25 protein-coding genes are annotated in these 15,255 nt (G+C 68.1%); 1 reads left to right on the top strand and 24 read right to left on the bottom strand.

The genetic code is table 11. The features are described from left to right. Window positions 1-46: 46 nt before the first annotated feature. From rplO to ACN9M0_RS21950, 23 genes are all read right to left on the bottom strand, one after another. The gene (rplO, locus tag ACN9M0_RS22060) at window positions 47-502 is read right to left on the bottom strand and encodes a 50S ribosomal protein L15 (protein ID WP_030318646.1); all 456 of its coding nucleotides are present in this window, start codon (window positions 500-502) and stop codon (window positions 47-49) included. A gap of 1 nt (window position 503) precedes the next feature. Next, entirely contained in the window at window positions 504-686 is a 183-nt protein-coding gene (rpmD, locus tag ACN9M0_RS22055; RefSeq protein ID WP_015035589.1) for a 50S ribosomal protein L30, read from the bottom strand. Further along, complete coding sequence (rpsE, locus tag ACN9M0_RS22050) at window positions 686-1,288, bottom strand: 30S ribosomal protein S5 (protein WP_030214033.1); 603 nt, start codon at window positions 1,286-1,288, stop codon at window positions 686-688. Before rpsE ends, rpmD begins: the two co-directional genes overlap by 1 nt. 45 nt (window positions 1,289-1,333) lie before the next feature. Beyond that, window positions 1,334-1,717, bottom strand: a complete 384-nt coding sequence (rplR, locus tag ACN9M0_RS22045; RefSeq protein ID WP_351793016.1) for a 50S ribosomal protein L18 — start codon at window positions 1,715-1,717, stop codon at window positions 1,334-1,336. A gap of 3 nt (window positions 1,718-1,720) precedes the next feature. After that, window positions 1,721-2,260 carry a 50S ribosomal protein L6 gene (gene rplF / locus ACN9M0_RS22040; RefSeq protein ID WP_073810162.1) on the bottom strand — a complete coding sequence of 180 codons (540 nt, stop codon included), beginning with the start codon at window positions 2,258-2,260 and terminating at the stop codon, window positions 1,721-1,723. Between the two features lie 21 nt (window positions 2,261-2,281). Further along, a complete protein-coding gene (rpsH, locus tag ACN9M0_RS22035) occupies window positions 2,282-2,680 on the bottom strand; it encodes a 30S ribosomal protein S8 (protein WP_015035585.1) in 399 nt (132 codons plus the stop codon). 207 nt (window positions 2,681-2,887) lie between these two features. Then, window positions 2,888-3,073: a type Z 30S ribosomal protein S14 gene (locus ACN9M0_RS22030; RefSeq protein WP_003948630.1), complete on the bottom strand. Its 186-nt coding sequence runs from the start codon at window positions 3,071-3,073 to the stop codon at window positions 2,888-2,890. A 5-nt stretch (window positions 3,074-3,078) separates the two neighbouring features. Next, entirely contained in the window at window positions 3,079-3,636 is a 558-nt protein-coding gene (rplE, locus tag ACN9M0_RS22025; RefSeq protein ID WP_351793114.1) for a 50S ribosomal protein L5, read from the bottom strand. Continuing rightward, a complete protein-coding gene (gene rplX / locus ACN9M0_RS22020) occupies window positions 3,633-3,944 on the bottom strand; it encodes a 50S ribosomal protein L24 (protein WP_015035583.1) in 312 nt (103 codons plus the stop codon). Before rplX ends, rplE begins: the two co-directional genes overlap by 4 nt. A 2-nt stretch (window positions 3,945-3,946) precedes the next feature. Next, window positions 3,947-4,315: a 50S ribosomal protein L14 gene (rplN, locus tag ACN9M0_RS22015; RefSeq protein WP_003956455.1), complete on the bottom strand. Its 369-nt coding sequence runs from the start codon at window positions 4,313-4,315 to the stop codon at window positions 3,947-3,949. A gap of 96 nt (window positions 4,316-4,411) precedes the next feature. Further along, window positions 4,412-4,693 carry a 30S ribosomal protein S17 gene (gene rpsQ, locus ACN9M0_RS22010; RefSeq protein WP_024755411.1) on the bottom strand — a complete coding sequence of 94 codons (282 nt, stop codon included), beginning with the start codon at window positions 4,691-4,693 and terminating at the stop codon, window positions 4,412-4,414. Beyond that, window positions 4,693-4,917, bottom strand: coding sequence for a 50S ribosomal protein L29 (rpmC, locus tag ACN9M0_RS22005; protein WP_017239580.1), 225 nt, complete (start codon window positions 4,915-4,917; stop codon window positions 4,693-4,695). Before rpmC ends, rpsQ begins: the two co-directional genes overlap by 1 nt. After that, entirely contained in the window at window positions 4,917-5,336 is a 420-nt protein-coding gene (gene rplP / locus ACN9M0_RS22000; RefSeq protein WP_017239579.1) for a 50S ribosomal protein L16, read from the bottom strand. Before rplP ends, rpmC begins: the two co-directional genes overlap by 1 nt. Before the next feature lie 5 nt (window positions 5,337-5,341). Next, window positions 5,342-6,190 (bottom strand): 30S ribosomal protein S3, encoded by an 849-nt coding sequence (gene rpsC / locus ACN9M0_RS21995; RefSeq protein WP_426404081.1) that lies wholly within the window; start codon window positions 6,188-6,190, stop codon window positions 5,342-5,344. Beyond that, window positions 6,190-6,537 carry a 50S ribosomal protein L22 gene (rplV, locus tag ACN9M0_RS21990; RefSeq protein ID WP_004571827.1) on the bottom strand — a complete coding sequence of 116 codons (348 nt, stop codon included), beginning with the start codon at window positions 6,535-6,537 and terminating at the stop codon, window positions 6,190-6,192. The genes rpsC and rplV overlap by 1 nt, the downstream gene beginning before the upstream one ends. A 42-nt stretch (window positions 6,538-6,579) precedes the next feature. Then, a complete protein-coding gene (gene rpsS, locus ACN9M0_RS21985) occupies window positions 6,580-6,861 on the bottom strand; it encodes a 30S ribosomal protein S19 (RefSeq protein WP_015035577.1) in 282 nt (93 codons plus the stop codon). Window positions 6,862-6,873: 12 nt separating this feature from the next. Further along, a complete protein-coding gene (rplB, locus tag ACN9M0_RS21980; protein ID WP_017239576.1) occupies window positions 6,874-7,710 on the bottom strand; it encodes a 50S ribosomal protein L2 in 837 nt (278 codons plus the stop codon). Between the two features lie 40 nt (window positions 7,711-7,750). After that, window positions 7,751-8,074, bottom strand: coding sequence for a 50S ribosomal protein L23 (rplW, locus tag ACN9M0_RS21975; protein ID WP_015035575.1), 324 nt, complete (start codon window positions 8,072-8,074; stop codon window positions 7,751-7,753). Further along, complete coding sequence (rplD, locus tag ACN9M0_RS21970; RefSeq protein WP_366036425.1) at window positions 8,074-8,724, bottom strand: 50S ribosomal protein L4; 651 nt, start codon at window positions 8,722-8,724, stop codon at window positions 8,074-8,076. The genes rplW and rplD overlap by 1 nt, the downstream gene beginning before the upstream one ends. Before the next feature lie 7 nt (window positions 8,725-8,731). Next, complete coding sequence (gene rplC, locus ACN9M0_RS21965) at window positions 8,732-9,376, bottom strand: 50S ribosomal protein L3 (RefSeq protein ID WP_361847362.1); 645 nt, start codon at window positions 9,374-9,376, stop codon at window positions 8,732-8,734. Window positions 9,377-9,386: 10 nt separating this feature from the next. Then, on the bottom strand, window positions 9,387-9,695 hold the full coding sequence (gene rpsJ, locus ACN9M0_RS21960; protein WP_003948644.1) for a 30S ribosomal protein S10: 309 nt from the start codon (window positions 9,693-9,695) through the stop codon (window positions 9,387-9,389). A 462-nt stretch (window positions 9,696-10,157) separates the two neighbouring features. Beyond that, a complete protein-coding gene (locus tag ACN9M0_RS21955; RefSeq protein ID WP_366036426.1) occupies window positions 10,158-11,399 on the bottom strand; it encodes an RNA polymerase sigma factor in 1,242 nt (413 codons plus the stop codon). Further along, window positions 11,396-11,758, bottom strand: a complete 363-nt coding sequence (locus ACN9M0_RS21950; protein ID WP_366036427.1) for a YciI family protein — start codon at window positions 11,756-11,758, stop codon at window positions 11,396-11,398. Before ACN9M0_RS21950 ends, ACN9M0_RS21955 begins: the two co-directional genes overlap by 4 nt. A 200-nt stretch (window positions 11,759-11,958) precedes the next feature. Between ACN9M0_RS21950 and ACN9M0_RS21945 the strand changes: the two genes are divergently transcribed. After that, on the top strand, window positions 11,959-13,932 hold the full coding sequence (locus ACN9M0_RS21945; protein ID WP_426404080.1) for a PIG-L family deacetylase: 1,974 nt from the start codon (window positions 11,959-11,961) through the stop codon (window positions 13,930-13,932). Between the two features lie 129 nt (window positions 13,933-14,061). On the opposite strand, the gene tuf is transcribed toward ACN9M0_RS21945, so the two are convergent. Then, window positions 14,062-15,255 (bottom strand): elongation factor Tu, encoded by a 1,194-nt coding sequence (tuf, locus tag ACN9M0_RS21940; RefSeq protein WP_073910658.1) that lies wholly within the window; start codon window positions 15,253-15,255, stop codon window positions 14,062-14,064.

Raw genomic sequence — 15,255 nt, 5'->3', positions numbered from 1 at the left:
CTTTTGAGAGGCATCCCCGATCGGATGTTCAAGCCATCGAGTCGTCTTAGACGAGCTCGGTGACGGTGCCGCCGGCAGCGGCGATCTTCTCCTTGGCGGAGCCGGAGACGGCGTCGACCGTCACCTGCAGCGCCACGGTGATCTCGCCAGTGCCGAGCACCTTGACGAGCTGGTTCTTGCGAACCGCACCCTTGGCGACCAGATCGGCCACCGTGACCTCGCCACCCTGCGGGTAGAGCGCGGTGAGCTTGTCCAGGTTCACGACCTGGTACTCGGTGCGGAACGGGTTCTTGAAGCCCTTGAGCTTCGGCAGACGCATGTGGAGGGGCATCTGCCCACCCTCGAAGCGCTGCGGAACCTGGTAACGGGCCTTGGTGCCCTTGGTACCACGACCGGCCGTCTTACCCTTCGACGCCTCACCACGACCGACACGGGTCTTCGCGGTCTTGGCGCCGGGGGCGGGACGGAGGTTGTGGGCCTTCAGCGGGTTGGTCTCCGCCATGTCAGTCAACCTCCTCGACCGTCACGAGGTGGCGGACGGTGTGAACCATTCCGCGGAACTCGGGGCGGTCCTCCTTGACAACCACGTCGTTGACCTTCTTGAGGCCGAGCGAACGCAGGGTGTCGCGGTGGTTCTGCTTGCTGCCGATGTACGACTTCGTCTGCGTGACCTTGAGGCGAGCCATTACGCACCCGCCCCAGCACGCGCACGGAGAAGAGCCGCGGGGGCGACGTCCTCGAGGGGCAGACCACGGCGAGCCGCGATCTCCTCGGGACGCTGCAGGCCCTTGAGGGCCGCCACGGTCGCGTGCACGATGTTGATCGCGTTGGACGAGCCAAGCGACTTCGACAGGATGTCGTGAACGCCGGCGCACTCCAGAACGGCACGCACCGGGCCACCGGCGATAACACCGGTACCGGGGGAAGCCGGCTTCAGGAGCACGACGCCGGCGGCACGCTCGCCCGTGATCGGGTGAGGGATGGTGCCCTGGATGCGGGGAACCTTGAAGAAGTTCTTCTTGGCTTCCTCGACGCCCTTGGCGATGGCCGCGGGAACTTCCTTGGCCTTGCCGTAACCGACACCTACGGTGCCGTCACCGTCACCCACCACGACGAGCGCGGTGAAGCTGAAGCGACGACCACCCTTGACAACCTTGGCGACGCGGTTGATCGCGACAACGCGCTCAACGTACGCGGTCTTCTCGGCGGCAGCGCCACCGTCGCGGCCCTTCCGGTCCCGCCGCTCGCCGCCACCGGCACCGCTTCCGCGGCGCTGGGGTCCAGCCATTGGATTACCTCTCTCTGTTACGTCCGTTAGTCCCGGAACCGGGGCTTAGAACTTCAGCCCGGCTTCGCGGGCGGCGTCAGCCAGAGCGGCAATGCGCCCGGCGTACCTGTTGCCACCACGGTCGAACACGACGGTCTCGACGCCGGCAGCCTTGGCGCGCTCGGCGACGAGAGCGCCGACCTGCTTGGCCTGCGCGGACTTGTCACCCTCGCCACCGCGGATCGACGCGTCCAGGTTCGACGCGGACGCAAGGGTGTGACCCTTGAGGTCGTCGATGACCTGAGCGGTGATACCGCGGTTCGAACGCGTCACGACGAGGCGCGGACGCTCCGCCGTACCCGACACGTTCTTGCGGATGCGGATGTGGCGGCGGGCCTTGGCGGCACGCTTGTAAGCGTCGCCCTTGGCGATCTTCACACCGTATGCCATGGCTTACTTACCAGCCTTTCCGACCTTGCGGCGGATGACCTCGCCGGCGTACTTGACGCCCTTGGCCTTGTACGGGTCGGGCTTCCGCAGCTTGCGGATGTTCGCCGCGACCTCGCCGACCTTCTGCTTGTCGATGCCCTCGACCGAGAACTTGGTCGGCGACTCGACCTTGAACGAGATGCCTTCCGGCGCCTCGATCAGGATCGGGTGGCTGTAGCCGAGCTGGAACTCCAGAGCGGAGCCCTTCGCGGCCACGCGGTAACCGACACCGCTGATCTCGAGCGCCTTCACGTAACCCTGGGTCACACCGGTGATCATGTTGGCCACCAGCGTGCGGGACAGGCCGTGAAGGGCCTTGTTCTGACGCTCGTCGTTCGGACGGTTGACGTTGAGCACGCCATCCTCGCCCTTAACGATCTCGATCGGAGCGGCGACGGTGTGGCTCAGGGTGCCCTTGGAACCCTTCACCGTGACCGTGCGGCCATCGATGGTGACGTCCACGCCGGCGGGAACCTGGATAGGCAGCTTGCCAATACGCGACATTAGCTATTCCTCCGTTCCCGACTACCAGACGTAGGCGAGGACTTCCCCACCTACGCCCTTCTTGCCTGCCTGCTGGCCGGTCAGGAGACCGTGGGACGTGGAGATGATCGCCACGCCCAGGCCGCCGAGGACCTTCGGCAGGTTGGTGGACTTCGCGTAAACCCGGAGACCGGGCTTCGAGATCCGCTTGATGCCCGCGATGGAGCGCTCACGGTTCGGACCGAACTTGAGCTCGAGGACGAGGTTCTTGCCGACCTCGGCGTCCTCGACCTTCCAGCCCGTGATGAAGCCCTCCTGCTGGAGGATTTCCGCGATGTGAGACTTGATCTTGCTGTGCGGCATCGTCACGGAGTCGTGGTATGCCGAGTTCGCGTTACGCAGACGAGTCAGCATGTCCGCGATCGGATCAGTCATGGTCATGAATTGGCCTTCGGCCTCTCTCGCCGTGGTTTCCGGTGCGCCATCCCTCTCCCCACACAGGGGCGGGACGGGTGCGGCGCGGGGACCTACGGCGTAGTAAGTCGTAAGGGCGGCGAACGCCCAACCCTCCTAGCCTAAGCCATGGAGGGGTGGGCATCCGCCATACCCAATGCTTACCGAGAGACTCCGGTCATCCCAACTAAGGGATTACCAGGAGCTCTTGGTCACGCCCGGCAGCTCGCCACGGTGAGCCATCTCACGGAGGCACACGCGGCACAGGCCGAACTTGCGGTACACGGAGTGGGGACGACCACAACGCTGGCAGCGCGTGTAGCCACGCACGCCGAACTTGGGCTTGCGGGCAGCCTTCGCGATGAGAGCCTTCTTCGCCATCTCGCTTACGCCTCCTTGAAGGGGAAGCCGAGGTGACGCAGAAGGGCACGGCCCTCGTCGTCGTTGGTCGCCGTGGTCACCACGGTGATGTCCATACCCCGGACACGGTCGATCTTGTCCTGGTCGATCTCGTGGAACATGACCTGCTCCGTGAGACCGAAGGTGTAGTTGCCACGCCCGTCGAACTGCTTGGGGGACAGACCACGGAAGTCGCGGATGCGCGGAAGCGCGAGCGACAGGGTGCGGTCCAGGAACTCCCACATGCGGTCGCCACGGAGGGTGACGTGCGCACCGATCGGCTGGCCCTCACGCAGCTTGAACTGCGCGATGGACTTGCGGGCCTTGGTGACGGCCGGCTTCTGACCGGTGATGGTGGTCAGGTCACGGACGGCACCGTCCATGAGCTTCGAGTCACGGGCGGCGTCGCCGACACCCATGTTGACCACGATCTTCACGAGGCCGGGAATCTGCATGACGTTCTCGTAGGAGAACTCCTCACGCAGCTTGCCCGCGATCTCCTCGCGGTACTTCGTCTTGAGACGCGGAGTGGTGGTAGCCATCAGATGTCCTCACCCGTCCGCTTGGCAACGCGGATCTTGTTGCCCTCGTCGTCGAAGCGGTAACCGACACGCGTGACGACCTTCTTGCCGTCCTTCTCCACGACCAGCTGGACGTTGGAGACGTGGACCGGAGCCTCGGTCGTGACGATGCCACCGGCCTGCGACGGGCCGGCCTTGGTGTGCTTCTTGACCCGGTTGACACCCTCGACGAGGACGCGGTTCTCGCGGGGGAAGGCCGTGATGACCTTGCCCTGCTTGCCCTTGTCCTTACCGGTGATGACCTGGACCAGGTCGCCCTTCTTGATCTTCATGCTTACAGCACCTCCGGCGCGAGCGAGATGATCTTCATGAACTTCTTCTCGCGCAGCTCACGGCCGACCGGGCCGAAGATACGGGTGCCACGAGGGTCGCCGTCGTTCTTGAGAATGACAGCGGCGTTCTCGTCGAAGCGGATGTACGAGCCGTCCTGGCGGCGGCGCTCCTTGACGGTGCGAACGATGACCGCCTTGACGACGTCACCCTTCTTCACGTTGCCACCGGGGATCGCGTCCTTGACGGTGGCGACGATGACGTCACCGATGCCCGCGTAGCGGCGACCCGAGCCACCGAGAACACGGATGCAAAGGATCTCCTTGGCACCAGTGTTGTCGGCGACACGCAGTCGCGACTCCTGCTGGATCACGTCTATCTCCTGATTGTCTGCCGGTTCCCGGCCGGGGCACCGAAGTGCCCCGGCCGAGCCTGGCGGAACGAACTTGAAGGGTTACCCCTACAAGAATTACTTGGCCTTCTCGAGGATCTCGACGACGCGCCAGTGCTTCGTCGACGACAGCTTCCGGGTCTCCATCAGGAGGACGCGGTCACCGATGCCGGCAGCGTTCTGCTCGTCGTGAGCCTTGAGCTTGTTCGTACGGCGGATGACCTTGCCGTACAGCGCGTGCTTGACGCGGTCCTCGACAGCGACGACGACGGTCTTGTCCATCTTGTCGCTGACGACCAGGCCCTCGCGGACCTTGCGAGCGTTGCGCTCGGTCTTCTCAGTCACGTTGCTCTCGCTCATCAGGCGTTCTCCACCGTCTCGATGCCCAGCTCACGCTCACGCATCAGGGTGTAGATCCGGGCGATGTCCTTACGGACGGACTTGAGCCGGCCGTGGTTCTCGAGCTGGCCCGTCGCCGCCTGGAAGCGGAGGTTGAACAGCTCTTCCTTGGCCTCGCGGAGCTTGTTGAGAAGCTCCTCGTTGCCCAGCTCGCGCAGCTCGGACGCCTTGGTACCGGCCGACATCACAGCTCACCTGCTTCGCGCTTCACGATCTTGCACTTCATCGGCAGCTTGTGGGCCGCACGGGTCAGGGCCTCGCGCGCGATCTTCTCGTTCGGGTAGGACAGTTCGAACATCACCCGACCCGGCTTGACGTTCGCGATCCACCACTCCGGAGAACCCTTACCGGAACCCATGCGGGTCTCGGCAGGCTTCTTCGTCAGCGGGCGGTCCGGGTAGATGTTGATCCAGACCTTGCCGCCACGCTTGATGTGGCGGGTCATCGCGATACGGGCCGCCTCGATCTGGCGGTTGGTCACGTACGCCGGCGTGAGGGCCTGAATGCCGTACTCGCCGAACGCAACCTGCGTACCACCCTTGCTCGCACCCGAGCGCTTGGGGTGGTGCTGCTTGCGGTGCTTGACCCTACGGGGGATCAGCATTTCGGTCAGGCCTCCGTTCCGGTGCTCTCAGCCGGAGCGGCAGCGGCGGCGGGAGCGTCGGCCTTGGGGGCCTCGGCAGCCGGCGCGGACTGCTGCTGCGGCTTGCGGCCGCGGCCGCCACGCTCGCCACCACGGCCACCACGGCTGGCCGGGCGGTCGCCAGCGCCGGCACCACGGGCCGGGCGGTTGCCCGCACGCGCCGCGGCGTTCTCGGCGCGGACCTCGGCGATGTTCTTGACGTCGCCCTTGTAGATCCAGACCTTCACGCCGATGCGGCCGAAGGTGGTCTTGGCCTCGAAGAAGCCGTAGTCGACGTTCGCGCGGAGCGTGTGCAGGGGCACACGGCCCTCGCGGTAGAACTCCGAGCGGGACATCTCGGCGCCGCCGAGACGACCGCCGCACTGGATCTTGATGCCCTTGGCGCCGGCCTTCATCGTGCCCTGCATGCTCTTACGCATGGCGCGACGGAAGGAGACGCGGGAGGAGAGCTGCTCGGCAACGGCCTGGGCGACCAGCTGAGCGTCCATCTCGGGGTTCTTGACCTCGAGGATGTTCAGCTGGACCTGCTTGCCCGTGAGCTTCTCGAGGTCACCGCGGATGCGGTCGGCCTCGGCGCCACGGCGGCCGATGACGATGCCGGGACGCGCGGTGTGGATGTCCACCCGCACGCGGTCACGGGTGCGCTCGATCTCAACCTTCGAGATGCCGGCGCGCTCCATGCCGGACGTCATCATCCGACGGATGGCGACGTCTTCCTTGACGTAGTCCTTGTACAGCTTGTCGGCGTACCAGCGGGACTTGAAGTCCGTGGTGATGCCGAGCCGGAACCCATGCGGGTTAACCTTCTGGCCCATTACCGGGTTCCTTCCTTGCTGCTGACGACCACGGTGATGTGGCTGGTCCGCTTACGGATCCGGTAGGCACGGCCCTGAGCACGCGGACGGAACCGCTTCAGGGTCGGGCCCTCATCCACGTACGCCTCGCTGATGACCAGCGAAGAGGCGTCGGTGTGGTCGTAGTTGTGCGCGGCGTTGGCAATGGCGCTGTCAAGCACCTTGCCAACCGGCACGCTCGCGGCCTGCGGGGCGAAACGCAGGACCGCCTGAGCCTCCGTGGCATCCATGCCACGGATAAGGTCCACCACGCGGCGGGCCTTCATGGGCGTGACGCGGATGTACCGCGCCTGGGCCCTGGCTTCCATGGTTGTCCTTCCAGTGTCTGTCATGGTCATTCCACCCCGCTACTAGCGGCGCTTCGACTTCCGGTCGTCCTTCACGTGACCCCGGAAGGTGCGCGTCGGCGAGAACTCGCCGAGCTTGTGGCCGACCATCGACTCGGTGACAAACACCGGAATGTGGGTCTTGCCGTTGTGCACCGCGATCGTGTGGCCGAGCATGGCCGGGATGATCATCGAGCGACGGGACCAGGTCTTGATGACGTTCTTGGTACCGGCTTCGTTCTGGGCGTCCACCTTCTTGACGAGGTGGCCGTCGACGAAGGGTCCCTTCTTGAGACTGCGCGGCATCTAAACCCGCTCCTAGCGCTTCTTGTTCGTCTTGCGGCGGCGGACGATGTACTTGCTCGAAGCCTTCTTCGGCGAGCGAGTACGACCCTCCTTCTGACCCCACGGGGAGACCGGGTGGCGACCACCGGAGGTCTTGCCCTCACCACCACCGTGCGGGTGGTCGACCGGGTTCATCGCCACACCGCGGACGGTCGGGCGAACGCCAAGCCAGCGCTTACGGCCGGCCTTGCCCCAGTTGATGTTCGACTGCTCGGCGTTGCCGACCTCGCCGATGGTGGCGCGGCAGCGGGCGTCGACGAGACGGATCTCACCGGACGGCATACGAAGGTGGGCCATCGTGCCCTCCTTCGCCAGCAGCTGCACGGAGGCACCAGCGGAGCGCGCGAACTTGGCGCCGCCACCGGGACGGAGCTCGATCGCGTGGATCGTGGTACCGACCGGGATGTTGCGGAGCGCCAGGTTGTTGCCGGGCTTGATGTCAGCGCCGGGGCCGTTCTCGACGCGGTCACCCTGCGTCAGACCCTTGGGGGCGATGATGTAGCGCTTCTCGCCGTCCAGGTAGTGGAGCAGCGCGATGCGCGCGGTGCGGTTGGGGTCGTACTCGATGTGAGCGACCTTGGCCGGCACGCCGTCCTTGTCGTGACGACGGAAGTCGATCACACGGTAGGCGCGCTTGTGTCCACCACCCTGGTGGCGAACGGTGATCCGACCGGTGTTGTTACGGCCGCCCTTGCTGTGCAGGGGGCGAACCAGCGACTTCTCCGGCGTGGACCGCGTGATCTCGACGAAGTCGGCTACGGAGGAGCCACGACGGCCCGGCGTAGTCGGCTTGTACTTGCGGATTCCCATTTCTCAGTCCTCGTCCGATTCCGGACGATCCAGACCGCCCTTAGGCGGTCGGACCGCCGAAGATGTCGATACGGTTGCCCTCAGCAAGGGTCACGATGGCGCGCTTGGTGTCCTTGCGCTTGCCGAAACCGGCCTTGGTGCGCTTGCGCTTACCCTGGCGGTTGATCGTGTTGACCCCGGTGACCTTGACCGAGAAGACCGCCTCGACGGCCTGCTTGATCTGGGTCTTGTTGGAGCCAGGCGCGACGATGAACGTGTACTTGTTCTCGTCCAGCAGGGCGTAGCTCTTCTCCGACACGACCGGCTTGATCAGAATGTCGCGCGGGTCCGAGAAGGTCTTGCTGGTGACGACGGCCTCAGTCATCAGGCGTCGCTCCCTTCGGTCTCAGCGGTCTGGGGGCCAGACACGAAGGACTCGAGGGCGGCCTGGGTGAAGACCACGTCGTCGGAGACGATCACGTCGTACGTGTTGAGCTGGCCCGGCTCCAGGATGTGCACCTGGGGCAGGTTACGAGCGGACAGCCACGCGGCCTCGTCGGAGCGCTCGGCGACCAGGAGCAGGTTCTTGCGCTCCGAGATCTTGCCGAACAGCGTCTTGGCGGCCTTGGTGGAGATGCCACCCTCGACCACGCCGGTGACGACGTGGATGCGGGAGTGGTTCGCGCGGTCCGAGAGGGCACCGCGGAGGGCGGCGGCCTTCATCTTCTTCGGCGTCCGCTGCGAGTAGTCACGCGGCTGCGGGCCGTGCACGACGCCACCACCGGCGAACTGCGGGGCGCGGGTCGAACCCTGACGGGCGCGGCCGGTGCCCTTCTGGCGGTACGGCTTCTTGCCACCACCGCGGACTTCGCCACGGGTCTTGGTCTTGTGCGTGCCCTGACGGGCCGCGGCCAGCTGCGCGACGACGACCTGGTGGATCAGCGGGACGCTGACCTTGGCGCCGAAGATCTCCTCGGGGAGCTCGACGGTCCCGGCCTTGTCGCCTGCCGGCGAAAGGATGTCAATGGTGCTCATCGGTTCCTCAAACCCCCTTGGCCGCAGTGCGGACCAGGACGAGGCCACCGTTGGGGCCGGGGACGGCGCCCTTGATGAGCAGCAGACCCTTCTCGGCGTCAACGGCGTGGACGGTCAGGTTCTGGGTGGTCACACGCTCGTTGCCCATGCGACCGGCCATGCGCATGCCCTTGAAGACACGGCCCGGGGTGGCACAGCCACCGATCGAACCGGGCTTGCGGTGGACGCGGTGGGCACCGTGCGAGGCCTTGCCACCACGGAAGTTGTGGCGCTTCATGACACCGGCGAAGCCCTTGCCCTTGCTCTTACCGGTGACGTCGACCTTCACGCCGGCCTCGAAGACCTCGGCGGTGATCTCCTGGCCGAGCGTGTACTCGGAGGCGTCAGCGGTGCGGAGCTCCACCAGGTGGCGGCGCGGGGTGACGTCGGCCTTGGCGAAGTGGCCCTTGAGGGGCTTGTTCACCTTGCGCGGGTCGATCTCGCCGAAGGCGATCTGGACCGACTCGTAGCCGTCGACGTCGTTCGTACGCACCTGGGTCACGACATTCGGGCCGGCCTTGACGACGGTCACCGGGACGACCCGGTTGTTCTCGTCCCAGACCTGCGTCATGCCGAGCTTCTCGCCCAGGATGCCCTTGATGTTCTTAGCCATCTGCGCGCCCTCAGAGCTTGATCTCGATGTCGACACCGGCCGGCAGGTCGAGACGCATGAGCGAGTCAACCGTCTTCGGCGTGGGGTCGAGGATGTCGATGAGGCGCTTGTGCGTGCGCATCTCGAAGTGCTCGCGCGAGTCCTTGTACTTGTGCGGCGACTTGATGACGCAGTACACGTTCTTCTCAGTGGGCAGCGGCACCGGGCCCGCGACCGACGCACCAGTGCGGGTCACCGTCTCGACGATCTTCTTCGCCGAGGAGTCGATGACCTCGTGGTCGTAGGCCTTGAGCCGGATGCGGATCTTCTGTCCCGCCATGGCTACTAGTAGTCCTTTGTCTCGTAAACGCTCTGGAACCAGGTCGGCTGTACCAACTGCGGAGCGTCACCCTCCTCCGACCCACGCGGTCGGGCGTGTCGCGCTCCCTCTACGCAGAAATCCCTGAGGATTTCCCAACCAAGGGGGCGCGGTCGCCATGACCGCAGGCCGGGGGCGGCTGCACTATCTCCACTGACCCACCGGGCGCCTGGTCGGCACCCCGCTGACGCTTCCCAGAAGATTCCCGTACGTCCGCTCCTGAAAAGGAGCGACGAGTACTGTGGGACTCGCTTCCGGTCCTCCCGACGGGAGGCGCGCAGCATCGGCACTCAACCGAGCAACCCCGACAGTCTGCCATACGCGGCCATCCGGCCGCCAATCGGGATCGAAGACTGTACCCCACGTCACGTACGGCCATGCGCCGGGGCGCATGCGCCTACCGCGCGCGCCCTCTCTTCCCCGTCATCCCAAGCGCCGGGCCCGCTCCGTCAGATGACGCCGTTCGGGCGCGCTGGTGGTGTGCCGGGCCGCCTCGCGGTAGGCGCCGGCCGCGCCCTCCTCGTCGCCGAGGAGTTCGAGGAGATGCGCGCGGGTCGCGAGGAGCCGGTGGTTCCGGGCGAGCCGCCGGTCCGCCGCGAGACCGTCCAGAAGCTCCAGACCGGCCTCCGGGCCGTGGACCATGGCGACCGCGACCGCGCGGTTGAGGGTGACCATCGGGTTCGGCCCGGTGCGCTCCAGGAGCTCGTACAGGGCGAGGATCTGCGGCCAGTCCGTGGCCTCGGCGGACGCGGCCTCGTCGTGCACGGCCGCGATCGCAGCCTGGAGCTGGTACGGGCCGACCCGGCCCTGCGGCAGGGTGCGGCTGATCAGCTCCACGCCCTCGGCGATCAGCCCGCCGTCCCAGCTCCCCCGGTCCTGCTCCGCGAGCGGTACGAGTTCCCCGTGCGGGCCCGTGCGGGCCGGGCGGCGGGCGTCGGTCAACAGCATCAGGGCGAGCAGCCCGGCCGTCTCGGTGTCCTCGGGGACGAGTCGGTGCAGCATCCGGGCGAGCCGGATCGCCTCCGTGGACAGCTCGGGTGCGGTGAGCGCGTCGCCGCCGCTGGCCGTGTAGCCCTCGTTGAAGACGAGGTAGAGCACGTGCCGCACCTCGGCGAGTCGGACCGTGCGGTCCTCCCCCTCGGGCAGGGCGAAGGACCAACCGCCGTCCCTGATCGCCTGCTTGGCCCGGCTGATCCGCTGGGCCATGGTCGCCTCGGGCACGAGGAAGGCGGCCGCGATCTGCGCGGTGGTGAGGCCGCCGACGGCACGCAGGGTGAGCGCGATCCGGCTGGGCGGCGACAGGTCCGGGTGGCAGCAGAGGAAGAGCAGGGACAGCGAGTCGTCCCGGTCGGTCCGCGGGACGTCGTCCGCCGCGTACGCGAGGAGCGCGGAGTCCGGGGTGGCGAGGGCGACGGCGTCCTCCCTGCGCCGGCGCGCGACCTCGCCGCGCACCAGGTCGATGAACCGGCGGGTGGCGACGGTCAGCAGCCAGCCGCGCGGGTGGTCGGGCACCCCGTCCTGGGGCCACTGCCGCGCGGCCGCGATCAGGGCCTCCTGGACGGCGTCCTCGCAGAGGTCGAAGGTGCCGTACCGCCGGACGAGCGCGCCCAGGACCTGCGGCGCGCATTCCCGCAGCAGGTCCTCGATCTCGTGGGAGCCGGTCACACGTCCGCCGCGGACTCGTGCAGGACGGGCCACAGCTCGACGGGGTCGACGTCCGCGAAGGGCATGTCGGCGGCGATCTCCTGGGCCCGCTCCAGGCTCTCGCAGTCGAGCAGGTAGAAGCTGGCGAGGTACTCCTTCGTCTCCAGGTAGGGGCCGTCGGTGACCGCGGGGGCCCCGCCCACGCGCCGGACGAGCTGGGCGGCGGCCGCGTCGGCGAGGCCGTACGCGCCGATCAGCTCGCCGCTCTCCCGGTACCTGCGGTTGAAGGCCTCCTGCCGGGCGATCGCCTCGGGCCAGGCCTCGGCCGGGAAGGCGTCCCACTTGGCCTGGTTGCCGTAGATCATCGCGACGTACTTCATCTCGGGTGTCCTCCCCGTCCCGCCCGCCCCGGTGGCGCGCCGTCACCCTTCGGTCGGAACCAGGATCATCCTCTCGACATCGCTCCGCACACTTCCGGAGATCTCTTTCGCGGAGATCCTTCCCACCGGCGCCACCGGCGCACAACCCCGGCGCTCGCATATCCGTCTTCCCGTGGACCGATCGAGCGAAGGGCCCTGCCGTGCACACTCCACCCCGTCGGCGGACGCTCCTCGCCGCCGCCCTCGCGGTCACCGCGACGGCCGCCGGGTGTTCCGTACCGGAGCCGCGCCGGACCGCGCCGACCGCCGATCCGGCGCCCGGCAGGCCGATCGACTCCGCGCGGACCCGGCGGGCGCTGCTCATGCAGTTCTCCGCGCACCCGGACGACGACCTGTACTTCATGAACCCGGACACACAGCGGCTGCTCGACGCGGGCGTCCCGCTCGTCTCCGTGTACGTGACGGCGGGCGAGCACACCGGACGGAACCGGATCGCGGGGATGCCCGAGACCTCCCCGGACCGGGCGGCCTACTCCTCCGCCCGCCACCAGGGCCTGCGCCAGTCGTACGCGGTGGCGCTCGGCCTCCCGGCGTTCACGCCGTGGCGGCGGGAGGTGCTGACGCTCCCCGGCGGGCGGCGGGCCGAGTCCGACACGCTCACGCACGGCACGCGCAGGGTCGAGCTGGTCTTCCTCAACCTGCCGATGCACACGAACCGCCGCTACATGGCCCTGCCCGCCCTCTGGCACGACCGGGCCCTGGAGCTGCGGACCCATCTGTCGGCCGGCTCGCCCGTCACCCGCGCCGACAGCTACGACTACGACCAGCTGATCGACGTCCTCGTCGGGCTGCTCCGCCGCCACCGGCCCACGGTCGTGCACACCCTGGACCCGGACCCCGACATCCAGCTCGGCGACGAGGCCACCCGGCAGCGCGACTCCGAGCAGCCGGGCTACTCGGACCACGGGGACCACACGGCGGTCGCCTCCTTCACCTGGGCCGCGCTGTGCCGCTGGGTCTCCGACGCGGTCCGGGACGGCGCCCCGATACCGGCGTTCACGACCACCGCCTTCCGCGGCTACTACAACCGGCACTGGCCCAAGAACCTCCCGCCCGCGGTCCTCGACGAGAAGGCGGCCCGGCTCGTCCCGTACGGCGGGAACCCCGCCTGGCAGTGCGGGAACCCCGCGGGCTGCGGCGACTACGGCGTCGGCGGCGACCGGCCGCTGACCAACCGCAAGGGCTGGGTGCGCTCCACCCACCACCGCTGGCCGGGAGCGGGCCCTGCGCTCGCCGCGGAGCCGGACGGCCGGCTCTCCGCGTACGGGGTGCTCGGGCTGCGCGCGGTCCGCTGGCGCGAGTCCGCGCCGGGCGTCTGGGGCGAGCCGGTGGACCTGGGCGGCGGCCCGCTCGCCCCGGCGCTCGGCTCGGCGGTGCTCGCCGACGGCCGGGTACTGCTGTTCGGGGTGCGGTTCGCCGCGCTCGACGGGCACGGCGGGGCCGACCGGCGCGAGCTGGTGCTCCTGGAGCAGCGCTCCCCCGGCGGCGGGTTCCTGGCCTGGCGGGGCCTGGGGAGCCCGGAGCGCGGGGACGACCGGGGGCGCCGGATCGGTGCCCCGGTGGCGGTCGCGGCCCCCGACGGCCGGGTCCACCTCTTCGTACGGAACGCGGACAAGGGCGTCTCGACGCGGGTGCGGGCTGCGGACGGGTCCTGGTCCCCGTGGCGGCCGCTGCCCGGCGACGCGGAGATCCAGGACGGGCTGGCCGTCTCGCTCGACGCGGCCGGCCGGGTGCACCTCTACGCGGCGGGGCGGGAGTCCGTACGCCACTGGGTGGACGGGGTCCCGCGGAAGGCTCGCCTGCCGCTCTCCGGGTCCACGGTCGCGAGCGCGGGCGGCGAGCTGTACCACCGGGCGCCGGCGGCCGCGCGGCTCCTCGGGCCGGACGGCGACGCCGGTCTCGACGGGTACGGGGGCGTGGTCGCCGCGCGGTCGGCGGCCCTCGGGACCGTACTGCTCGGCACGGACGTGAAGGGCCGGGTGGCGCTCAGGGCCGGCGGCCGGCTCCGTACGCGGCGGCGGCCGGCGGTGGCGACGGCGCTCCACCTGGGCGCCCGCGGGGCGACCGTGGTGGGCCTGGGCCCGGACGGCCATCCGTGGAGCTGGCGACCGTAGGGGCTGTCTTCCGCATCAGGCCGGAGACGGCCGAGGACCTCCGGACATGCGAGAAGGCCCCGCACCTTTCGGTGCGGGGCCTTCCCTGACTGCTCAGCAGCTCGTACGAGCTACCAGGTCAGTTCAAGATCAGGCGTTGATCTTGACGACCTGGCCGGCGCCGACGGTCCGGCCACCCTCACGGATGGCGAACTTGAGGCCCTCCTCCATGGCGATGGGCTGGATCAGCTCAACGCTCATGGCGGTGTTGTCGCCCGGCATGACCATCTCGGTGCCCTCGGGGAGGGTCACGACGCCGGTCACGTCCGTGGTACGGAAGTAGAACTGCGGGCGGTAGTTGTTGAAGAACGGGGTGTGACGGCCACCCTCGTCCTTCGACAGGATGTAGGCCTGGGCCTCGAAGCTGGTGTGCGGCGTGACCGAACCCGGCTTGATGATGACCTGGCCGCGCTCGACATCCTCGCGCTTGATGCCACGGAGGAGCAGACCGACGTTCTCACCGGCCTGGCCCTCGTCGAGCAGCTTGCGGAACATCTCGATACCGGTGACCGTGGTGGTGGTCTTCTCGGTCTTGATGCCGATGATGTCGACGGTCTCGTTGACCTTGAGGATGCCGCGCTCGATACGACCGGTGACGACGGTGCCACGACCGGTGATCGTGAAGACGTCCTCGATCGGCATCAGGAACGGCTTGTCGACGTCACGCTCGGGCTGCGGGATGGACTCGTCCACCGCGTGCATGAGGCCGAGGAGCTTCTCGCCCCACTCCTTGTCGCCCTCGAGCGCCTTGAGCGCCGAGACGCGGACGACCGGCAGGTCGTCGCCCGGGAACTCGTACTCGGAGAGGAGCTCACGGACCTCGAGCTCGACGAGCTCCAGGATCTCCTCGTCGTCCACCATGTCGGCCTTGTTCAGGGCGACGACGATGTACGGAACGCCGACCTGGCGGGCCAGGAGCACGTGCTCCTTGGTCTGCGGCATCGGGCCGTCGGTGGCGGCGACCACGAGGATGGCGCCGTCCATCTGCGCGGCACCCGTGATCATGTTCTTGATGTAGTCAGCGTGACCGGGGCAGTCGACGTGCGCGTAGTGACGCGACTCCGTCTGGTACTCGACGTGCGCGATCGAGATGGTGATACCGCGCTGGCGCTCCTCGGGAGCCTTGTCGATCTGGTCGAAGGCCGAGGCCTCGTTCAGGTCCGGGTACGCGTCGTGCAGCACCTTGGTAATGGCGGCCGTGAGGGTCGTCTTACCGTGGTCGATGTGACCGATGGTACCGATGTTGACGTGCGGCTTAGTCCGCTCGAACTTTGCCTTCGCCAC

Origin of the sequence: Streptomyces sp. R-07, from assembly GCF_049913175.1 — a bacterium.
GTDB lineage: Bacteria > Actinomycetota > Actinomycetes > Streptomycetales > Streptomycetaceae > Streptomyces.
Note: the sequence above shows the minus strand (reverse complement) of the source record. Positions and strands in the feature narration are given on the sequence as shown.